The 19024-nt window shown below is 63.4% G+C and carries 23 protein-coding genes; 13 read left to right on the top strand and 10 right to left on the bottom strand.

The features are described 5' to 3' along the window. Positions 1-5 precede the first annotated feature (5 nt). From H621_RS0116375 to H621_RS0116365, 3 genes are read right to left on the bottom strand one after another with little or no spacing between them, the layout of a single operon-like run. Positions 6-1271: an ABC transporter permease gene (locus H621_RS0116375; protein ID WP_028944456.1), complete on the bottom strand. Its 1266-nt coding sequence runs from the start codon at positions 1269-1271 to the stop codon at positions 6-8. Further along, positions 1271-1990 (bottom strand): ABC transporter ATP-binding protein, encoded by a 720-nt coding sequence (locus H621_RS0116370; RefSeq protein WP_028944455.1) that lies wholly within the window; start codon positions 1988-1990, stop codon positions 1271-1273. The genes H621_RS0116375 and H621_RS0116370 overlap by 1 nt, the downstream gene beginning before the upstream one ends. Before the next feature lie 46 nt (positions 1991-2036). Further along, the gene (locus H621_RS0116365) at positions 2037-2618 is read right to left on the bottom strand and encodes a DUF2796 domain-containing protein (RefSeq protein WP_028944454.1); all 582 of its coding nucleotides are present in this window, start codon (positions 2616-2618) and stop codon (positions 2037-2039) included. 132 nt (positions 2619-2750) lie between these two features. Between H621_RS0116365 and H621_RS0116360 the strand changes: the two genes are divergently transcribed. Further along, complete coding sequence (locus H621_RS0116360; protein ID WP_028944453.1) at positions 2751-3098, top strand: hypothetical protein; 348 nt, start codon at positions 2751-2753, stop codon at positions 3096-3098. 33 nt (positions 3099-3131) lie between these two features. Here H621_RS0116360 and trxA read toward each other — a convergent pair whose 3' ends face one another. Genes trxA through H621_RS0116345 form a run of 3 tightly spaced genes read right to left on the bottom strand, consistent with a single transcriptional unit; the run spans position 3132 to position 5138 of the window. After that, entirely contained in the window at positions 3132-4004 is an 873-nt protein-coding gene (trxA, locus tag H621_RS0116355; protein ID WP_028944452.1) for a thioredoxin, read from the bottom strand. A 40-nt stretch (positions 4005-4044) separates the two neighbouring features. Then, complete coding sequence (locus H621_RS0116350) at positions 4045-4695, bottom strand: class I SAM-dependent methyltransferase (protein WP_028944451.1); 651 nt, start codon at positions 4693-4695, stop codon at positions 4045-4047. Next, entirely contained in the window at positions 4695-5138 is a 444-nt protein-coding gene (locus H621_RS0116345; protein ID WP_028944450.1) for a hypothetical protein, read from the bottom strand. Before H621_RS0116345 ends, H621_RS0116350 begins: the two co-directional genes overlap by 1 nt. A 107-nt stretch (positions 5139-5245) precedes the next feature. On the opposite strand from H621_RS0116345, the gene nrdR reads away from it, so the two are divergent. From nrdR to H621_RS0116285, 12 genes are all read left to right on the top strand, one after another. Next, positions 5246-5710, top strand: coding sequence for a transcriptional regulator NrdR (gene nrdR / locus H621_RS0116340; RefSeq protein ID WP_010222838.1), 465 nt, complete (start codon positions 5246-5248; stop codon positions 5708-5710). A gap of 2 nt (positions 5711-5712) precedes the next feature. Next, a complete protein-coding gene (gene ribD / locus H621_RS0116335) occupies positions 5713-6843 on the top strand; it encodes a bifunctional diaminohydroxyphosphoribosylaminopyrimidine deaminase/5-amino-6-(5-phosphoribosylamino)uracil reductase RibD (RefSeq protein WP_028944449.1) in 1131 nt (376 codons plus the stop codon). A gap of 45 nt (positions 6844-6888) precedes the next feature. Then, positions 6889-7551: a riboflavin synthase gene (locus H621_RS0116330; protein WP_028944448.1), complete on the top strand. Its 663-nt coding sequence runs from the start codon at positions 6889-6891 to the stop codon at positions 7549-7551. A gap of 18 nt (positions 7552-7569) precedes the next feature. Beyond that, on the top strand, positions 7570-8661 hold the full coding sequence (gene ribBA / locus H621_RS0116325) for a bifunctional 3,4-dihydroxy-2-butanone-4-phosphate synthase/GTP cyclohydrolase II (RefSeq protein WP_028944447.1): 1092 nt from the start codon (positions 7570-7572) through the stop codon (positions 8659-8661). An 89-nt stretch (positions 8662-8750) separates the two neighbouring features. Continuing rightward, on the top strand, positions 8751-9227 hold the full coding sequence (gene ribH, locus H621_RS0116320) for a 6,7-dimethyl-8-ribityllumazine synthase (RefSeq protein WP_028944446.1): 477 nt from the start codon (positions 8751-8753) through the stop codon (positions 9225-9227). After that, positions 9224-9724, top strand: a complete 501-nt coding sequence (gene nusB, locus H621_RS0116315; RefSeq protein ID WP_028944445.1) for a transcription antitermination factor NusB — start codon at positions 9224-9226, stop codon at positions 9722-9724. The genes ribH and nusB overlap by 4 nt, the downstream gene beginning before the upstream one ends. 18 nt (positions 9725-9742) lie before the next feature. Continuing rightward, positions 9743-10708 (top strand): thiamine-phosphate kinase, encoded by a 966-nt coding sequence (thiL, locus tag H621_RS0116310; protein ID WP_028944444.1) that lies wholly within the window; start codon positions 9743-9745, stop codon positions 10706-10708. Beyond that, positions 10705-11208 (top strand): phosphatidylglycerophosphatase A family protein, encoded by a 504-nt coding sequence (locus tag H621_RS0116305; protein WP_028944443.1) that lies wholly within the window; start codon positions 10705-10707, stop codon positions 11206-11208. The genes thiL and H621_RS0116305 overlap by 4 nt, the downstream gene beginning before the upstream one ends. A gap of 12 nt (positions 11209-11220) precedes the next feature. Further along, positions 11221-11973, top strand: coding sequence for a substrate-binding periplasmic protein (locus H621_RS0116300; RefSeq protein WP_028944442.1), 753 nt, complete (start codon positions 11221-11223; stop codon positions 11971-11973). A 112-nt stretch (positions 11974-12085) separates the two neighbouring features. Next, positions 12086-12703, top strand: a complete 618-nt coding sequence (gene ribA / locus H621_RS0116295; protein WP_028944441.1) for a GTP cyclohydrolase II — start codon at positions 12086-12088, stop codon at positions 12701-12703. Continuing rightward, positions 12700-13119, top strand: coding sequence for a hypothetical protein (locus H621_RS0116290; RefSeq protein ID WP_028944440.1), 420 nt, complete (start codon positions 12700-12702; stop codon positions 13117-13119). The genes ribA and H621_RS0116290 overlap by 4 nt, the downstream gene beginning before the upstream one ends. Beyond that, positions 13119-13928: a cobalamin-binding protein gene (locus tag H621_RS0116285; protein WP_028944439.1), complete on the top strand. Its 810-nt coding sequence runs from the start codon at positions 13119-13121 to the stop codon at positions 13926-13928. Before H621_RS0116290 ends, H621_RS0116285 begins: the two co-directional genes overlap by 1 nt. On the opposite strand, the gene H621_RS0116280 is transcribed toward H621_RS0116285, so the two are convergent. From H621_RS0116280 to H621_RS0116265, 4 genes are all read right to left on the bottom strand, one after another. After that, complete coding sequence (locus H621_RS0116280) at positions 13906-15783, bottom strand: TonB-dependent receptor domain-containing protein (protein ID WP_028944438.1); 1878 nt, start codon at positions 15781-15783, stop codon at positions 13906-13908. The genes H621_RS0116285 and H621_RS0116280 overlap by 23 nt on opposite strands. 67 nt (positions 15784-15850) lie before the next feature. Further along, positions 15851-17749 (bottom strand): 1-deoxy-D-xylulose-5-phosphate synthase, encoded by a 1899-nt coding sequence (gene dxs, locus H621_RS0116275; RefSeq protein ID WP_028944437.1) that lies wholly within the window; start codon positions 17747-17749, stop codon positions 15851-15853. 131 nt (positions 17750-17880) lie between these two features. Then, positions 17881-18768 carry a polyprenyl synthetase family protein gene (locus tag H621_RS0116270; RefSeq protein ID WP_028944436.1) on the bottom strand — a complete coding sequence of 296 codons (888 nt, stop codon included), beginning with the start codon at positions 18766-18768 and terminating at the stop codon, positions 17881-17883. Beyond that, complete coding sequence (locus H621_RS0116265; protein ID WP_028944435.1) at positions 18765-19007, bottom strand: exodeoxyribonuclease VII small subunit; 243 nt, start codon at positions 19005-19007, stop codon at positions 18765-18767. Before H621_RS0116265 ends, H621_RS0116270 begins: the two co-directional genes overlap by 4 nt. Positions 19008-19024 lie beyond the last annotated feature (17 nt).

Genomic DNA, 19024 nt, shown 5'->3' with positions numbered 1-19024 from the left:
GAGTCTCACAGGTGAATGGACAGGCCATCGGCCAACGACTGCCGGTAGGCACGCCAGGCCGGCACGCTGCCCATCAGCAGCGCGGCGCCCAGAATAACCCCCAGCAGGGCCCATTCGTGCGCGCTGGGCCAGGCCAGTGGCAGGAACAGCCCATAGTTGGCTTGCACATAGCCTTGGGCCAGAGCTATGCCCAGGTACAGCAAGCCCAGGCCGGCAGCGATTCCGGCTACCGCCAGTGCCAACGCCTCAAGCACCAGCAGCCCGGCAATATGCCACGGGCGGGCACCCACCGAACGCAGAATGGCCATTTCCCGGCGCCGCTCGTTCAGGCTGGTAAGAATCGCCGTGAGCATACCGATCAGGCCGGTCAGGACTACAAATAACGAGACCACGAACAGCGCCTGCTCTGCGGTGCCCATCAGGCTCCAGAGTTCCTGCAGGGCGACCCCGGGCAGGATCGCCAGCAGTGGCTCGTTGCGATATTCGTTGATCTCGCGCTGCAGGCTGAATGTGGCGATCTTGTTGTTCAGGCCCAGCATGAACGCGGTGATGGCAGCCGGTTCAAGGTCCATATTGCGCGCCTGCTCGGCGCTGATCTTGCCAGCACCACGGGCCGGTACTCCGTTGTGCCAGTCGATGTGGATCGCTTCCATGCCGCCCAGGCTGATGTGCAGGGTGCGGTCGACCGGAGTGCCGGTGCGTTGCAGTACGCCGACCACGGTGAACGGCTTGTCGTCGTGCTTGACCAGGCTGATGGCGGCCACTCCGTGGGCCAAAACCAGTTTGTCACCGAGCTGGTAGTGCAGCGCTTCGGCGACTTCGGCGCCCAGTACCACTTCGAAGGGGTCGGTCGCGAAGGCTCGGCCCTGGGCCAACTGCAGATTCTGCCTGCGGCCGTACTGGTAATGCTCGAAGTAACTGGCGGTGGTACCCATGACCCGGTAGCCGCGATGAGAGTCACCGAGCGAGACGGGAATGGCCCATTTCACGCGTTTGTCGTTGGCGTAGTGCTCGTAGCTGTCCCAACGAATGTTGTTGGTGGCATTGCCGATACGGAACACCGAATACAGCAGCAGATTCACGGATCCCGAACGGGCGCCAACGATCAGGTCGGTGCCGCTGATGGTGCTGGCAAAGCTGGCGCGGGCCTCGGTGCGTACGCGCTCCACGGCCAGCAGCAGGCACACCGAAAGAGCGATGGCGAAGGCGGTGAGGAAGGCGGTGAAGCGGCGGTTGGCGAGGCTCGCCAGGGCAAGATGAAGCAGGTACATCAGGCCTCCAGATCATTGGCCGCAACGGCCGCGCGGTTGAGTTCGGCCAGTGACAGCTGGCGATCGAACAGCGGGGCCAGGCTCTGGTCGTGACTGACGAACAGCAGGCTGGAACCCGCCTCCCGGCATTCGGTGAACAACAGGCGAATGAAGGCTTCACGGGTGTCGGCATCCAGGGCCGAGGTGGGCTCGTCGGCGATCACCAGCTCCGGTTGGCCGATCAGTGCACGGGCGGCGGCCACCCGTTGCTGCTGGCCGATAGACAGGCTGTCGGCGCGCCTAGCCAGCAGGGCCGGGTCTTTCAAGCCCAGATGGGAGAGGAGGGTGGCTGCGGCCTGGTCGATGCTGCCGTGGCGCTCACAGGCGCGTTGCGCACGGCTGCGGGAGAAGCGGCACGGCAGCTCGACGTTTTCCCGCACCGACAGAAACGGCAGCAGGTTGAACTGCTGGAAAATGTAGCCGGTGTGGTCAACCCGAAACCGATCGCGAGCGGCCAGCTTCAATTCGCCCAAGTCCTGGCCCAGCAGGCGGATCGTGCCGCGGTCGGGCTTTTGCACGCCGCCGAGCAACCCGAGCAGGGTAGTTTTACCGCTACCGCTCGGGCCTTTGAGAAACAGTGATTCACCGGCCTCGAGGCGTAGTGCGGGGATATCCAGAAGAGGGGCTTGGCCCGGCCAGGCAAAGCCCAGGTCGGTCAGTTCAATCAGTGCCTGGCTCATAAATGAACGCCCGGGTTACCCCGGGCGCTTCGCTGCAAAAGGGCTGTCAGAATGTGATCGAGGCGTTGGCCGGGGTCGCTTCGACACCCTGCTGGCCGTTGGGTCCGATCAGTTGTAGCTGAATTTTCTGGGTGGCGGGGAAGGCTTTGAACAGCGGGCTCAGGTCCAGGCCCGTGAGGTCGCCGGGCTTCTCGCAGTTGAGTTGGTAGTGCGCGTGGATCTCACTGTGACCGGCCTTGTGCGCCTCACCATCGTCGTCAACTGCCGGCCTGTCCCCGAACAAGGGGCTTTCCAGCGCCTGTTCGGATTCGCTGCAGTTGGCCGCCTTGGGCAGGGCAAACAACGCCAGGGGCTTTTCCAGTTGGGCGCGTGCGGCGGCAACCTTGGCCTTGTCGGCAGCGCTGCCGGCGGCGTGTTCAAAGCCGACCAGATTCATCGCCGGGCTTTGCAACTCAATCTCCAGTGTCTTGCCGTCGAGTACTGCATTGAGTCGGGCAACCCCGTGCTCATGCGCGGCGAGGCTGCCGTGGGCGTGATCATGGTCGTGATCGTGATCGTGGTCGTCATGGGCATGGGCAACGGCCAGGGGAAGTAAAGCGAACGGCAAGGCAAGCAGCAGACGAAGCATGGGCAAGACTCCACGAGAGCACGGGGTTGATTTTGTGATGTTATAACAACTTGTTCCGTGGATGCCAGCGTGCTTGGCGACAGGTCGTCAGCGTGGGAGCATGGAGCCCGTTAATGTGCAGAGGAAAAGACCGTGCGAATTCGTGGACATATCGGCGACTGGCCAGTGGATCTGACCCTGGAGCTGGAGCCGTCTGAGTGGGCGCAGTTGGGTGGCCAACTGACGGCGGTGGCACCGCTGGCCACGGTGGCTGCAGTCGCCTCGGTGCCCAGCGCTCGCCCGGATGATGCCCTGTGGCAGGCGGCGCGGGATGTGCTGCGCAAGGCGGGGCAACTCAATGGGCCGGCGCTGCTTGAGCACCTCGAAGGGCTGGCGGGGAATACCGCGGCGGGCAAGCGCTTGCTGGTGCGCTTGCGCCACAGCGCCGAGGTGAAGGTGGAAAGCGGCGCGGATGCGCCGGTGTATCACTGGGTCGGGTGAATCTTATCGCGGGGCAGCCCCGCGATGTGGCTCTCAATACAGCGCCGCAAACAACTTGCGACGGTAAGTTCCCACCAGCGGATGATCATTGCCCAGCAGGTCGAACACCTGCAGCAGCGTCTTGTGCGGCAGCCCGCCCTCATAGCCACGGTTACGGGTAAACAGCTTCAGCAAGCCGTCCAGCGCCGCTTCGTACTGCTGGCGCGACAGCTGCTTGATGCACAGCTGGTAGGCCGCTTCATCATCCTCGCCGTTCTGCGCCAGCCGTGCCTTCAGGTCAGCGACTTCCGGCAGGCTGGTAGCCTGGCGCAGGAAAGTCAGTTGAGCCTTGGCGCCCGCCAAGTCCGCCTTGTGCTCATCGCTCTTGACCGCATCGAGCACGGTCTGGGCTTCACCCAGCTCGCCGCGTTCGGCCAGGCAACGGGCATACAGGATCAGTGCGCCGGCATTGCTGTTGTCTTCACCGAGCAAGGCCTTGAGGGTGGCTTCGGCTTCACTGAATCGACCCTCGGCAAAAAGTGCCTGGGCTTGCTCCAGCGGGTCAGCTGCGGCCGGTGGCGGCATTTGTACATGGGGTTCGAGCAAGGCGCGAATGGCTGACTCGGGTTGCGCGCCGGCAAAACCGTCAACCGGTTGGCCGTCCTTGAACAGCACCACGGTCGGCAGGCTGCGAATGCCAAAGCGGGCGACGATGTCCTGCTCGATGTCGCAGTTGACCTTGGCCAGCAGCAGCTCGCCCTGATAGCTCTCGGTGATTTGCGCAAGCAACGGCATCAGCGCCTTGCACGGCGCGCACCACTCGGCCCAGAAATCCACCAGCACCGGTTTGTGGTGGGAGTTGGCGATCACCAACTGATCGAAATCGGCAGCGGTGGTATCGAAAACGTAGGGGGTGTCTTGGCTCATCACAACTCTCGAAAATCGGTGAATGGCATCACTATAAGGCTCAGCGGCTGGCGTGGTACAGGCTGACCCGGCGGAATTCGTGGGGCTCGGCCAGGTCTGGCAAGGTCAGGGCTTCGAGTACGCCCAGCGGCTGGTACAGGGGGTGGCTGAAGTCCCGCACGCGCGAGTCTGCCACCAGTGCCTGGCGGCCACGGCTGAGGAACGCATCGAGCAGTGGCAGGTTGGCCCGGTCATAGAGCACATCCGCCACCAGAATCAGGTCGAAGCGGTCGGCTTCCTGGAAAAAATCGCTGGAATAGCTCAGCTCCACGCCGTTGAGGGCGGCATTGGCCCGGCAGGCATCCAGCGCCAGCGGGTCCAGGTCACAGGCCACCACTTCCAGCGCACCGGCCTGTGCTGCGGCAATACCGGCGATACCTGAGCCGGCCCCGAAATCCAGCACCCGCTTACCGGCAACCCACTCGGGGTGCTTGGCCAGGTAGCGGGCCATTGCCAAGCCGCTGGCCCAGCAAAAGCTCCAGTAAGGTGGCTCGTGGAGGATGCGCCGGGTTTCTTCGGGGCTGAACGCGCGGTCCATATTCTGCGCGTCGATCAGCCAAAGCTTCAGCGTGCATTCAGGCAGCTCGCTGACCACCAGGCGGGCGTCACCGAGCAGTTCGCCGAGGGCATGTTGCAGGGGAGCAGGTGCCATCATGGCGCCTTTTCGAAGCGCAGCGGGCCGGTGGCCTGGGTCTGGGCCTGGGAGATGCGTACCGGCGGCAGGTGCAGGATCAGTTGCCCGGACTTGCTGGCGCGACCCCGCAACTCGACCCGGGCCCCAGCGGGGAAGGCCTCGGGGTTGAAGCGCAATTGGTAGGGCAGGTCCAGGCCATTGCCATTCAAGGTGCTATTGGCCAGCAGGCGTTGTGGGCGGCCGCGATCGTCAATGACCAGTAGCGCCAGTTCGACTTCGGCGCCGGCCGGAATGTTGAGCAGGGTGCCGCTCAGTTCGCGTTGGTAGGCAGGCAAGGGGCCAAGTTCTTTGGTCTTGCTGGCCACCGGGGCTTTCGGTGCCGGGGCAGGTTGGGGTTTATCGCTGCTGCAGGCCACCAGCAAGGCGGCACAACTGAGCACAACGAGCGCTCGAAATGACATGGGGAATTCCTTCGCGGTGTATTTCCTCAGTGGATGGTAACCCCTTTGGCTTGTCTTGCCAGTGGGATGCGCTACCATGGCCCTCCCTTTTTTTGTTGCCTGCCACCATGCACTGTCCCTTCTGCGGTGCCAACGACACCAAGGTCATCGACTCGCGACTGGTCGCCGAGGGCGAGCAAGTGCGCCGTCGGCGCGAATGCGTGGCCTGCGGTGAGCGCTTCACCACCTTCGAAACCGCCGAACTGGTACTGCCCCGGCTGATCAAGCAAGACGGCAGCCGCCAGCCCTTCGACGAAGAAAAGCTGCGTGCCGGAATGCAGCGCGCCCTGGAAAAACGCCCGGTCAGCGTCGAGCGCCTGGAAGCGGCGCTGGCGCACATCAAGCACAAGCTACGGGCCACCGGCGAGCGCGAGATCAAGTCACTGGTTGTCGGCGAGCTGGTCATGGCCGAGCTGCAAAAGCTCGATGAAGTCGCCTATATCCGCTTTGCTTCCGTCTACCGGCGTTTCCAGGACCTCAACGAGTTCCGTGAAGAAATCGACCGCCTGGCCCGTGTGCCGGCTAAAGAGTGAGCATGTCCAGCGAACGCGCGGTACTCGATGCCTATTACATGGCCCGAGCCCTGGAACTGGCCCGCAAGGGCCTGTACTCGACCCACCCCAACCCGCGCGTGGGCTGCGTGATTGTTCGCGACGGCCAGATTATCGGCGAGGGCTGGCATGTACGTGCCGGCGAACCCCATGCCGAAGTTCATGCCCTGCGCCAGGCCGGTGAACGAGCCCGCGGCGCCTGCGCCTACGTGACCCTTGAACCCTGCAGCCACCACGGGCGCACGCCGCCCTGTGCCGAGGCGCTGGTCAAGGCGGGCGTGGCACGGGTGGTTGCCGCCATGCAGGACCCCAATCCGCAAGTGGCGGGGCAGGGGCTCAAGCGCTTGGCCGACGTGGGTATCGAGGTGGCCAGCGGCGTGCTGGAGGCTGAGGCGCGGGCGCTGAATCCCGGCTTTCTCAAGCGTATGGAAGCCGGCTTGCCGTTTGTGCGCGCCAAGCTTGCGATGAGCCTGGATGGACGCACCGCCATGGCCAATGGTGAAAGCCAGTGGATCACCGGCCCCGCTGCCCGCTCAGCGGTGCAGCGCCTGCGTGCCCGGTCCAGCGTGGTGCTGACCAGTGCCCAGAGCGTGCTGGCCGACAATGCGCGGATGACCGTGCGCGGTGACGAGTTGGGGCTGGATGAACACACCACCGCCCTGGCCCTGGCGCGCCTACCTTTGCGTGTATTGATCGACGGGCGCCTGCGCCTGCCGCTGGACGCGCCGTTCTTCAAGGCAGGCCCTGCCCTGGTAGTGACGGCGGCGGCAGACGATCCGCGCTACGCCGAAGCTGGCCATGAGCTGCTCAGCCTGCCGGGCGAGGGTGACCAGGTCGACCTGCCGGCATTGCTGCGTGAGCTGGCGGCCCGTGGCGTCAATGAAATACTGCTCGAAGCCGGTGCCGGCCTGGTCGGGGCCTTCGCCCAGCGCGGCCTGATCGACGAGTACCAGATTTTTGTCGCCGCCAAGTTCCTCGGCTCCAGTGCCCGGCCGTTGTTGGAGCTGCCGCTGGACCACATGAACGAAGCGACGCCCTTGAAAATTACCGAAATGCGCGCAGTAGGCGATGACTGGCGAGTCACTGCAGTGCCGAAACCCGCGCCCGGCGTATAATTTGCGGCTAGCGCCACGCGCAGCCCCGTTCCCGAGGAGGACTTCATGTTCACCGGCATCATCGAATCGATTGGCAGCATCCGTTCGCTCACCCCTAAGGGCGGTGATGTGCGGGTGTATGTCGAAACCGGCAAGCTCGACCTGGGCGACGTCAAGCTCGGCGACAGCATTGCCGTCAATGGCGTATGCCTGACGGCAGTCGAACTGCCAGGCGATGGTTTCTGGGCTGACGTCAGCCGCGAAACCCTGGACTGCACCGCGTTCGACGACCTGAAAAGCGGCAGCCGGGTCAACCTGGAAAAGGCCCTGACACCGACCACCCGCCTGGGCGGTCACCTGGTCAGCGGTCACGTCGACGGCGTCGGTGAAGTGGTCTCGCGCAGCGATAACGCCCGCGCCATCCAGTTCCGCATCCGTGCGCCGAAGGAGCTGGCCAAATACATCGCCCACAAGGGCTCGATCACGGTCGATGGCACCAGCCTGACTGTGAACGTTGTCGATGGCGCCGAGTTCGAGCTGACCATCGTCCCGCACACCCTGGCCGAAACCATCATGGCCGACTACCGTCCAGGTCGTCGGGTAAACCTTGAGGTCGACCTGCTGGCCCGTTACCTGGAGCGTTTGCTGCTGGGTAACAAAGCTGCCGAGCCGAGTGCCGGTGGCATCACCGAAAGTTTCCTGGCCGCCAACGGCTACCTGAAATCCTGATTTGAAAGGGGGTGCCGCGTGGCGCTCAACAGCATCGAAGAACTGGTAGAAGACATCCGCCAGGGCAAAATGGTCATCCTCATGGATGACGAAGACCGCGAGAACGAAGGCGACCTGATCATGGCCGCCGAGTGCTGCAAGGCCGAGCACATCAACTTCATGGCCAAGCACGCCCGTGGCTTGATCTGCATGCCGATGTCACGCGAGCGTTGCGAAACGCTCAAGCTGCCGCTGATGGCGCCGCGCAATGGCTCGGGCTTCGGCACCAAGTTCACCGTCTCGATCGAAGCCGCCGAAGGCGTGACCACCGGTATTTCCGCCGCTGATCGTGCGCGCACCGTGCAAGCGGCCGCCGCGCGCGACGCCAAGGCCGAAGACATCGTCAGCCCTGGCCACATCTTCCCGCTGATGGCCCAGCCTGGCGGTACCCTGGCCCGTGCCGGCCACACCGAAGCTGCCTGCGACCTGGCGCGCATGGCCGGGTTCGAAGCTAGCGGTGTGATCTGTGAAGTGATGAACGACGACGGCACCATGTCCCGTCGCCCGGAACTCGAAGCCTTCGCCGCCGAGCACAACATCAAGATCGGCACCATTGCCGACCTGATCCACTACCGGATGATCCATGAACGTACCGTTCAGCGGGTTTCCGAGCAGCCGCTGGACAGCGAACTGGGTCATTTCAACCTGGTCACCTACCGTGATTCGGTTGAAGGCGACGTCCACATGGCCCTGACCCTGGGCAACATCTGCGCCGAAGAGCCGACCCTGGTCCGGGTACACAACATGGACCCGCTGCGCGACCTGCTGATGGTCAAGCAACCGGGCCGCTGGAGCCTGCGCGCTGCCATGAGCGCGGTGGCAGAGGCCGGCAGCGGTGTCGTGCTGCTGCTCGGCCATCCGCTCGATGGCGATGTGCTGCTGGCGCATATCCGCGAAAGCGCCGAGGCTTCCCAGGCCAAAACCCCGACCACCTACAGCACCGTCGGTGCCGGTTCGCAGATTCTGCGCGACCTGGGCGTACGCAAAATGCGCCTGATGAGTTCGCCAATGAAGTTCAATGCGATATCCGGATTCGATCTGGAAGTTGTAGAATACGTGCCCTCCGAATAAAGCAGGCGGTTTGTCGCGCTGCCATTCGTGTCCCAAACCCTCACAGGCCGCCTATTTGCGGCCTGGCTCTTTAAGATGAGAACTCCGCAATGACCCTGAAGACCATCGAAGGTACCTTCATTGCCCCCAAAGGTCGCTATGCTTTGGTGGTTGGCCGCTTCAACAGCTTCGTCGTCGAAAGCCTGGTGAGCGGTGCAGTTGACGCCCTGGTTCGCCACGGTGTCAGCGAAAGCGACATCACCATCATCCGTGCCCCGGGTGCCTTTGAAATCCCGCTGGTGGCACAGAAAGTCGCCCAGCAAAGCGAATACGCCGCGATCATCGCCCTGGGCGCCGTGATCCGTGGTGGTACCCCGCACTTCGAATACGTGGCGGGCGAGTGCACCAAGGGCCTGGCCCAGGTGTCCATGGAGTTCGGCGTACCGGTTGCCTTCGGTGTCCTGACTGTCGACTCGATCGAACAGGCCATCGAGCGTTCCGGCACCAAAGCCGGCAACAAAGGCGCCGAAGCGGCCCTGTCCGCTCTGGAAATGGTCAGCCTGCTGGCGCAGTTGGAGGCCAAGTGATTAGCGACGAAAGCGATCGTTTCAACCCGCGCGATCCAAAACCTGCGGATGCTGGCAAGCCATCGAAGAGCGCCAAGCGTCGCGAAGCCCGTCAGCTCGCGACTCAGGCCCTGTACCAGTGGCACATGGCCAAGCAATCGCTGAACGAGATCGAAGCGCAGTTCCGGGTCGATAACGATTTCACCGATGTCGACGGTGCCTATTTCCGCGAAATCCTTCACGGGGTTCCGGTGAAAAAGGCTGAAATCGATGAAGCACTGAAGCCATGCCTGGACCTGGCTCTGGAAGAGCTCGACCCGGTTGAACTGGCGGTCCTGCGCCTGTCCACCTGGGAGTTCATGATGCGTGCCGATGTGCCGTACCGCGTCGTGATCAACGAAGGCGTCGAGCTGGCCAAGGTTTTCGGTGCCACTGACGGACACAAGTTCGTCAACGGTGTGCTCGACAAGCTCGCACCACGGCTTCGTGAAGCCGAAGTCAAGGCGTTCAAGCGCTGATCCTGGCGCTTGCTGCTGATGGGTGAGTTCGAGCTGATTCGCCACTACTTCGCTGCCGCGCCCTGTGCGCAAGGCGGCGAAGCGGTCGCATTGGGTATTGGCGACGATTGCGCCTTGCTCGGTTTGCCGCCTGGCGAACAGATGGCGATCTCCACCGACACGCTGGTGGCCGGGGTTCACTTCCCGGCCATCTGCGATCCTATTCTGCTCGGTCAGCGTTCGCTGGCTGTAGCCGCCAGTGACCTGGCAGCCATGGGGGCCACCCCGATTGGCTTTACCCTTGCCCTGACCCTGCCAGAAGTGCGCGCCGACTGGCTGCAAGCCTATGCCCGCGGTCTGAACCAAATGGCCCAGGCCTGTCAGTTGAGCCTGATCGGTGGTGACACCACCCGTGGTCCGCTGAGCCTGACCATGACGGTGTTCGGCCGGGTACCGGCAGGCCAGGCCCTGACCCGCAGTGCTGCGCGTGCCGGTGACCTGTTGTGTGTCGGCGGCGCGTTGGGCAATGCCGCCGGTGCCTTGCCACTGGTGCTGGGGGAGCGTCAGGTCGATGCATCCATCGCCGAACCGCTGCTTGCCCATTACTGGTCGCCCCAACCCCAGTTCGCGCTGGGCCAGGCACTGCGCGGCAAGGCGACAGCGGCGCTGGATATCTCCGATGGCCTGCTGGCCGACTGCGGGCATATTGCCAAGGCATCGCAACTGGCCCTGCAGGTGGAGCTGGATCGGCTACCGTTGTCTGCTGCACTGCAGGCGTTGCTCGGCCGTGAAGGTGCCCAGCATGCCGCGCTGACCGGAGGCGACGATTATGTACTGGCCTTCACCCTGCCCGAGGTCGAGCTTGCACCTTTGCTGGCGGCCGGCTGGCCGATTCATGTGGTGGGTCGTGCAAGCATCGGCTCGGGTGTCAGCCTGGTGAATGGCCAAGGGCAAGACATCACCCCGACAACTCGGGGCTACCAACATTTTAGGGAGCAACTGTGACCGATCACCCCAATCAGGTGCCTGCGGAGAACGTTCCGCCGTCGGTCTGGCGTAATCCGTGGCATTTTCTGGCCTTTGGCTTTGGCTCCGGGACCCTGCCGAAGGCACCGGGAACCTGGGGCTCGCTGGTCGCTCTACCCTTTATCCCTTTGTGGCAGATGTTGCCCGACTGGGGCTACTGGCTGATGCTCGGCCTGACCATGCTGTTTGGCTTCTGGCTGTGCGGCAAGGTCGCAGACGACTTGCGTGTGCATGACCACGAAGGCATTGTCTGGGACGAGATGGTCGGTATGTGGATCACCCTGTGGCTGGTGCCCGAAGGGTGGCAGTGGTTGTTGGCGGGCTTCCTCATGTTCCGCTTCTTCGACATCCTCAAGCCGTGGCCGATTCGCTGGGTTGACCGGCATGTACATGGTGGCGTCGGTATCATGCTCGACGATGTACTGGCGGGCGTGTTCGCCTGGCTGGGCATGCAAGTTCTGGTATGGAGTTTTACTTAAGGGAGTAAGGCGATGACTGGATGGCGATTGGGGCTGTTGCTGTTGGTCCTGGTGGCAGGCGGGGTGCGGGCGGCGGAGCCGTTTCCGGCGACACCTGCACAGATCCATCTGGTCAGCGAGGAATGGCTCGACTACACCAACGCCGATGGTTCCGGCCTGGCCTGGGACGTCCTGCGCAAGGTATTCGAGCCTGTCGGTGTCAAGGTCAAGATCCAGAGCGTTCCCTATAGCCGTGCGGTCGGCCTGGTCAAGCGTGGCGAGGCCGATGCCTGGGTTGGCTCCTATAAAGACGAAGAGTCAGACAACCTCTACCCGCGCTGGCACTTCGACCTCGATCACATCTATGCCCTGGGGTTGGCCAGTAAACCGCTGCCCACCCTGAGTAACCTCGGGCAGTATCGCTTGGCCTGGGTGCGTGGTTATGACTACCAGAACTACTTGCCCAACATCGGCCATTTTCGTGAAATCCAGCGCCGCGAAGGCATCCTGCCGATGCTTGAACATGACCGGGTGGACTTCTACATCGATGCCCTGACTGAAGTCGACTATGTGCTCAACCAGGCGGCCAAGCCCGATGTGTTTCGCCGTACGCACCTGGTCGAGCTACCGCTGTACCTGGCCTTTTCGCTCACTGGTAAAGGCGAGGCGTTGCGTGCGTTGTTCGACCAGCGCATGGGCAAGTTGGTGGCCAATGGCGAGTTGCGGGCAATCTTCAAGCACTGGCAACAACCGTATCCCTTCGACGAGGCCAGCACTTCACGCTAGGTGTTATCAAACTTCTGGATCGGAATGGCCAATAATTCAGCCTAAGCAGCACGGCGGCGCTGCTGATACAATCGCACACATCAAATTTCAAGTTACTGATCAGGAGCACAACGTGCCCGTCGTCTTTGTTGCCGCTTCCAAGCTGCCTACTCCATTTGCGACCTTCACCATGCACGGTTTTCTCGATGAAGCCACCGGCCGTGAGCACGTTGTGCTCAGCCTGGGTGATGTGGCCGACGGGCAACCGGTACTGGGGCGTCTGCATTCCGAATGCCTGACCGGCGATGCCTTGTTCAGCCAGCGTTGCGACTGCGGCTCCCAGCTTGAAGCCGCCCTGCAGGCCATCGCCCGCGAAGGCCGTGGCGTGCTGCTGTACCTGCGTCAGGAAGGCCGAGGCATCGGCCTGTTGAACAAGATCCGTGCCTATGAGCTGCAAGATGGCGGCGCCGATACCGTCGAGGCCAACGAGCGCCTGGGCTTCGCTGCCGACCAGCGCGACTATGGCATGTGCCAGCCGATGCTCGAGCACCTGGGGGTCAAGTCGCTGCGGCTGATGACCAACAACCCGCGCAAGGTCAAGGCACTGTCCGGCATGGGGATCCCGGTGGCCGAACGTGTACCCCTGCATACTGGCCATAATCCGCACAACAAGCACTATCTGGCCACCAAGGCCGGCAAGCTCGGCCACATGATGGGCAACGAGCACCAGGGTGAGGTCGGTCGGGCGTGACCCGGGCGCAGGTTAAACGCCGCCTGGCGCTGGCCTGGTGGCAGTACCTGGCCGTGGCGCTGGCACCCCTGCTGGTGTTTGCCTGGGCTTTCGGTGGCATCCAGGCACTGATTCCGGTTCTGGCCATGCCGGTGTTCATCGCCGGTGTGGCTTCGATGTTTCTGAGCCTGCCGCGCTTCGGTGCCTACAAGCGGTCACTGATTTCCACGCAAAAAGCCCTCAACAGCGCTGAAGAGCCTGCAGCCTGGATCGAACTGGCCCGTGTGCGGCGCCTGGGCATGCTATTCGCCTGCCTGCCGGCCTGGGTTTCGGCCCTCTCGGTGTTTGTCGGCCTGGAAGCTGTGCCGCAGATTCTCCTGGTCATTTCCAGCGCGGTGCTGCTGTACCTCTACCGTATCCCGCGTCAGCTCGGCTGATGCGTGGCGTCCTGCTGCTGGCGTTGTTGGTGCTGGCGGCTCCGCTGGCGGCAGCTTCGCGGGTGGTCAGCCTGGCGCCCTCTCTTTCAGAAATCATTGTCGAGCTGCAGGCCACGGACTTGCTGGTAGGCATGCTCGACGGCGGCGATCGTCCCCCGGCGTTGGCAGCGGTCCCGTCGGTGGGGCGTTATGGCCAGATCGACATGGAGCGCTTGCTCAGCCTCAAACCCGATTTGTTACTGCTGTGGCCGGACAGCGTGCCCGCGGCTCAACGCGATCAACTCAAACGCCTTGGCATTGCCACCTACAGTGCCGCGCCCCATGACATCGATGAGTTGATCGAGCAGATCGAGCAGATAGGCGTGCACCTGGGGCGGGCGGAGCAAGGCCGAATGCGTGCCCAGCAACTGCGCCAGCAACTGCAGGCACTGCGTGCGCGCTATCACCGCGAACAGCCATTGCGGGTGTTCTATCAGGTCTGGGACAAACCGTTGTACACCGTCGGTGGTGGTCAAATCGTCAGCGATGCGCTGGGTGTGTGCGGCGCGCGCAATGTGTTCGCCGAGCTCAAGCTGCCAGCACCACAGGTCAGTCTGGAGTCCGTGCTGTTGCAAAATCCCCAGGTGATCCTGGCGCCTGACCAGGCCCAGCTCGACGCCTGGAAGGCCTGGCCGCAGGTCGAAGCGGTGCGCAACGGACGCTTGCTGCAAGTGCCGGACAAGGGCCTGGAGCGACCCAGCGGGCAAATGATCGAAGCAACCGCGCGTTTGTGTCGGTTGATCGAGACTACAGCCCCGGCGTCCAGGTAACGCCAATCAGCCAGGTACGGCCTTCTTCGCGGTAGCCATATTGCGTGCCCTCATAGGTATACAGGGCCCGCGAGTACGCCTTGTCCATCAGGTTGTCGACCTTGAGCTCCAGCTTGACCTCCGGGTTGAGTGTCCAACTGCTGCGCAGGCCGAGCAGGGCATAGCCGCCGATTCTGTTGCGGTTGGCTTCGTCGTCAAAGCTGCTGCTCACCGCTTGCCAACTGGCGCCCAGGCCGAGCTGGTCAAACTGGCGGTCCAGATCCAGGCTCAAGGTGCGGCGGGCGCGGCGGGCCAGGGTGTGGCCGTTGTCGCGGTCACGGGGATCGATCAGCGCCAGGCCCAGGTTGCTCTGCCAGCCGAACCAGGTTTGATGCAGAGCCGCTTCAAAGCCATTGACCCGGGCCGAAGCCACGTTGCGCGGGATCGAGTCGGCACCGAAGATGATCGCGTCGCGCAGGTCGGTGCGGTAGATCGAGGTTTCCAGGCGGCTCTCTTCGGTCAGCTGGCTGCGCCACTGCAACTCGTAGCTTTTCGAGCGTTCGGGCTTGAGGTCCGGATTGCTGTACTGGGGGTAGTACAGATCGTTGAAGGTCGGGGCGCGGAAACCTTCGCTGTACGAAACCAGCAGGTCGTTGTCGGGGTTGAGCGGCAGGGTCAGGCTGCCGCTCCAGGTGTTTTGCCCACCGAACTGCTGGTTCTGGTCGCGGCGTAACCCCAGTTCCGTGGAAAACCACTCGCCCTTGAAACGATGCTGGACGAAGGCTGCCCGGTTCCAGCGGCTGTCTTCGTCAAAATCGGTGCTGCCGTGTACTCGGTCCTGGTACCAGTCGGCACCGACCATCAGGTTGTTCTGCTCATCGAGCGTCAGGTCGTTCTGCCAGCTTGCGGAGTCGCGGTAGGTGTTGAACTCGCTGGCGTCGCTGCTGAGTTTGTCGCGCTTTTTATCGCGGTTCTCGCTGTGGCCCAGTTCCAGGCGCGAGTACCAGCGCTCGTTGAGCTGGGCGCCGAGGTAGGTGCCCAGGCTGCTGACGATGTAGTCGGTATAGGGGGCCTGGCCGAAGCTCTGCAAGGTGCCCACGTCGAAGCGGCCATACGGGTTGTCGTATTCGCTGCGGCCACGGCTGTCGAGCAGGTTCAGGCCGGCCTCGACGTTGTCGTTGAAGCTGTGGCTCAGGCTCAGGTTGAACGACTTGTTACGGTAGGCGTCATGGTCGCCATCGCTGGGATAGGAGGTGTGGCTCCAGTCGATACCGGCGCTTTCATCAAGGCTGGCACCGAGGTTGAAACGGGTGTTCTGATCGCCACCGGAAAGTCCCAGACTGTGCTCCCAGCTCTGATTGCTGCCGGCGGCCAGGCGCAGGCGAGGTTGCAGTCCTTGCAGGGCGCTGCGACGGGTGAAGATCTGAATGACCCCGCCAATCGCATCGCTGCCATAGACTGCCGAGCGAGAACCACGCAGTACTTCGACCCGCTCGACCTGGTCGATGTTGAGAAACTGCAGGCCGCTGTCACCGGAGGTGGCGTTGGCAATGCGTACGCCGTCTACCAGCACCAGGCTTTGCGCGGTCTTGCTGCCACGGATGTAGATGCCCGGCACGCTGCCGCGACCGCCCGTTGGTGCCACCTGAACTCCGGGTACCCGTGTCAGCAGGTCGGTGACGCTGGTGGGCTGCAGGCGGTCGATGTCGTCACGGGTGAAGACGGTATTGGCGGCACTGGTTTGCGTGCGGTCCTCGACCTGGCGGTTGGCGCTGATCAGGGTGTTGGGCAGTTTCAGGGCGCTGTCGCGGTCGACCGGCTCGGCCAGCAGGGGGGTGGGCAGGCACAGCAGGAGGGTGAGGCGAAGAAGCTTCATGGCAGTTCCAAAACGATCGCGGGGCAAGCCCGCTCCTGTAGGAGCGGGCTTGCCCCGCGATCAGTTCTCAAAGACCCAGCAGTTGCATACGCTCGCGCACCGAGGCATCGATACCGGCAACGTCCAGCCCGCACTCGGCCAGCATTTGTGCAGGCTTTGCATGTTCGACATAAACGTCCGGCAGGCCCAGGTGCAGCATTGGCTTGAGCACGGCTTCGCGGGCAAGGAACTCGCTGACTGCAGCGCCAGCGCCGCCCATGATGGCGTTCTCTTCAATAGTCACCAGCAGCTCATGGCCGGCGGTGATTTCGCGAACCAGGGCTTCATCCAATGGTTTGACGAAGCGCATGTCGACCACGGTGGCGTCCAGGCCATCGGCCACTTTCAGTGCCTCTGCCAGTTGTACACCGAAGACCAGCAAGGCAACCTTGCTGCCCTGGCGGCGCACTACACCCTTGCCGATCTCCAGCGGTTCGAGGTTGCCCTCGATGGTGGCGTTCGGGCCGGTGCCGCGCGGGTAGCGCACGGCCGCCGGGCCGTTGTACAGGTGACCGGTGCTGAGCATCTTGCGCAGTTCGTTCTCGTCGCTTGGGGTCATCACCAGCATGCCGGGAATGCAGCGCAGGAACGACAGATCGAAACTGCCTGCGTGGGTCGGGCCGTCTTCGCCGACCAGGCCGGCGCGGTCAATGGCAAACAGAACATCCAGGTTCTGTACGGCAACGTCATGGATCAGTTGATCGTAGGCACGTTGCAGGAAGGTCGAATAGATCGCCACCACCGGCTTGGCGCCTTCGCAGGCCATGCCCGCTGCCAGGGTCACGGCGTGCTGCTCGGCAATGGCGACATCGAAGTAGCGCTCCGGGTAGCGTTCGCTGAAGGCCACCAGGTCGGAGCCTTCCTTCATGGCCGGGGTGATGCCGACCAGTCGCTCGTCCGCTGCCGCCATGTCGCACAGCCACTGGCCGAACACCGCCGAATACTTCGGGCCTGCAGCCTTTTTCGGTGCGACGGCGGGTGCGTCGACAGGCTCGAGCTTGGTGATGGCGTGGTAGCCGATCGGGTCGACCTCGGCCGGGGCGAAGCCCTTGCCCTTCTTGGTCACCACGTGCAGGAACTGCGGCCCCTTGAGGTCGCGCATATTGCGCAGGGTGGTAATCAGGGTCGGCAGGTCATGGCCGTCGATCGGGCCGATATAGTTCCAGCCCAGTTCCTCGAACAGTGTGCCGGGCACCAGCATGCCCTTGGCGTACTCTTCGGTGCGGCGGGCAATTTCCCAGGCGCCGGGCAGGCGCGAAAGCACCTTCTTGCTGCCTTCGCGCATGCTCGAATAGGTACGGCTGGAAAGAATCTTGGCCAGGTAGTTGGACAGGCCACCGACATTGCGCGAGATCGACATGTCGTTGTCGTTGAGGATCACCAGCATGTCGGCGTCGACTTCCTGGGCGTGGTTCAACGCCTCGAACGCCATGCCCGCGGTCAGCGCACCGTCACCGATCACGGCGATGGACTTGCGTGGGTCGTTCTGCAGGCGGGCAGCAATGGCCATGCCCAGTGCGGCACTGATCGAGGTGCTGGAGTGGCCGACGCCAAAGGTGTCGTACTCGCTTTCGGCGCGGCGCGGGAAGGCGGCCAGGCCGTCCTTCTGGCGCAGGGTGTTCATGCGCTGGCGGCGACCGGTGAGGATCTTGTGCGGATATGCCTGATGGCCGACGTCCCACACCAGACGGTCGTCCGGGGTGTCGAAGACGTAGTGCAGGGCAATCGTCAGCTCGATGACGCCCAGGCCGGCACCGAAATGCCCGCCGGTCTGACCAACGGTATAGAGCAGTTCCTGGCGCAGTTCGTCGGCCAGGCTCTCCAGATCGGCTTCGGCCAGACGGCGCAGGCCGGCGGGCGTATCGGCACGGTCAAGCAGCGGCGTGACCGGGCGTTCGCGGGGGATCTCTTGAAACGTCGTGGGCATCAGGCGAATCGTTATAGGTGTGAAGAGGCGGCAGTTTACCTTATTGCGGTAATGGCTGCCCATTTGAGGGCTTCGTGAGGCAAGCCCGCTCCCACACTTACTATAGGAGCGGGCTTGCCCCGCGAACGTCCTTAGTTACGGCGTTCGACGATATACCGCGCCAACGCGCGCAGCGGTTCAGCCGCCGCGTCAAATGGCCGCAGGGCATGCAGAGCCTGGTCGCGCAATTCCAGGGCATAGGCCTTGGCGGCATCCAGCCCGAGCAGGGCGGGGTAGGTCGGTTTGTCCCGAGCGATATCGGCGCCCTGGCGTTTGCCCAGGGTTTCGGTATCGCTTTCGACATCGAGAATATCGTCCTGCACCTGGAAGGCCAGGCCGATAGCCCGGGCGTACGTCTGCAGGGCTTGCAGCTGGAGCTGGTCGGCACGGGCACTGGCCAGGGCGCCGAGACGAACGCTGGCCTCGATCAGGGCACCGGTCTTGTGCCGGTGCATGAACTCAAGGGCGATCTGGTCGAGCTTGAGCCCCACCGAGCCGAGGTCGATGGCCTGGCCACCGACCATGCCGGCCGGGCCGGCGGCCAGGGCCAGGGTCTGGACCATGACCAGGCGGATCGCGTCGGTCTGCGGGCTCAGTTGCGGGTCGAGCAGGGCATTGAAGGCCAGGCTTTGCAAGCCGTCGCCGGCGAGGATGGCGCAGGCTTCGTCAAAGGCCTTGTGGGTGGTCGGCTGGCCGCGACGGAGGTCGTCATCGTCCATCGCCGGCAGGTCGTCATGCACCAGTGAGTAAGCGTGGATCAGCTCCACCGCGCAGGCGGCGCCGTTGGCTTGCTCAGGTGCGACTCCAAGGGCTTCGCAGGCGGCATAGGCGAGCAACGGGCGCACTCGCTTGCCGCCGTTCATGACGCTGTAGCGCATGGCCGCGTACAGGCGATCGAGCTCGGGCGAGGGCGCCACGAACAGCTGTTCGAGTGCCGCGTCGACGCGGGCCTGGCTGCTGGCCTGGTAGTGAGTAATCATTCGGTCTGGTCCGCATCGAAAGGTTCTGCGGCCAGTTCGCCATCGCGCTCCAGCAGAACCTGGACCTTCTGTTCGGCCTGGACCAGTGCGCTCTGGCAATCGCGGGTCAGGCTGATGCCTTGCTCGAACGCGGCCAGCGAGTCTTCCAGCGACAGCTCACCGTTCTCCAGGCGCTCGACCAGGGTTTGCAGATCGGCGAGGGATTGCTCGAAATCAATAGCGGCTTTTTTTCGGGCCATGGCGGCTGTCTCGGTGG

The organism is Pseudomonas vranovensis DSM 16006 (genome assembly GCF_000425805.1).
GTDB classification, from domain to species: Bacteria; Pseudomonadota; Gammaproteobacteria; order Pseudomonadales; family Pseudomonadaceae; genus Aquipseudomonas; species Aquipseudomonas vranovensis.
This window is presented reverse-complemented; position numbering and strand designations above follow the sequence as displayed.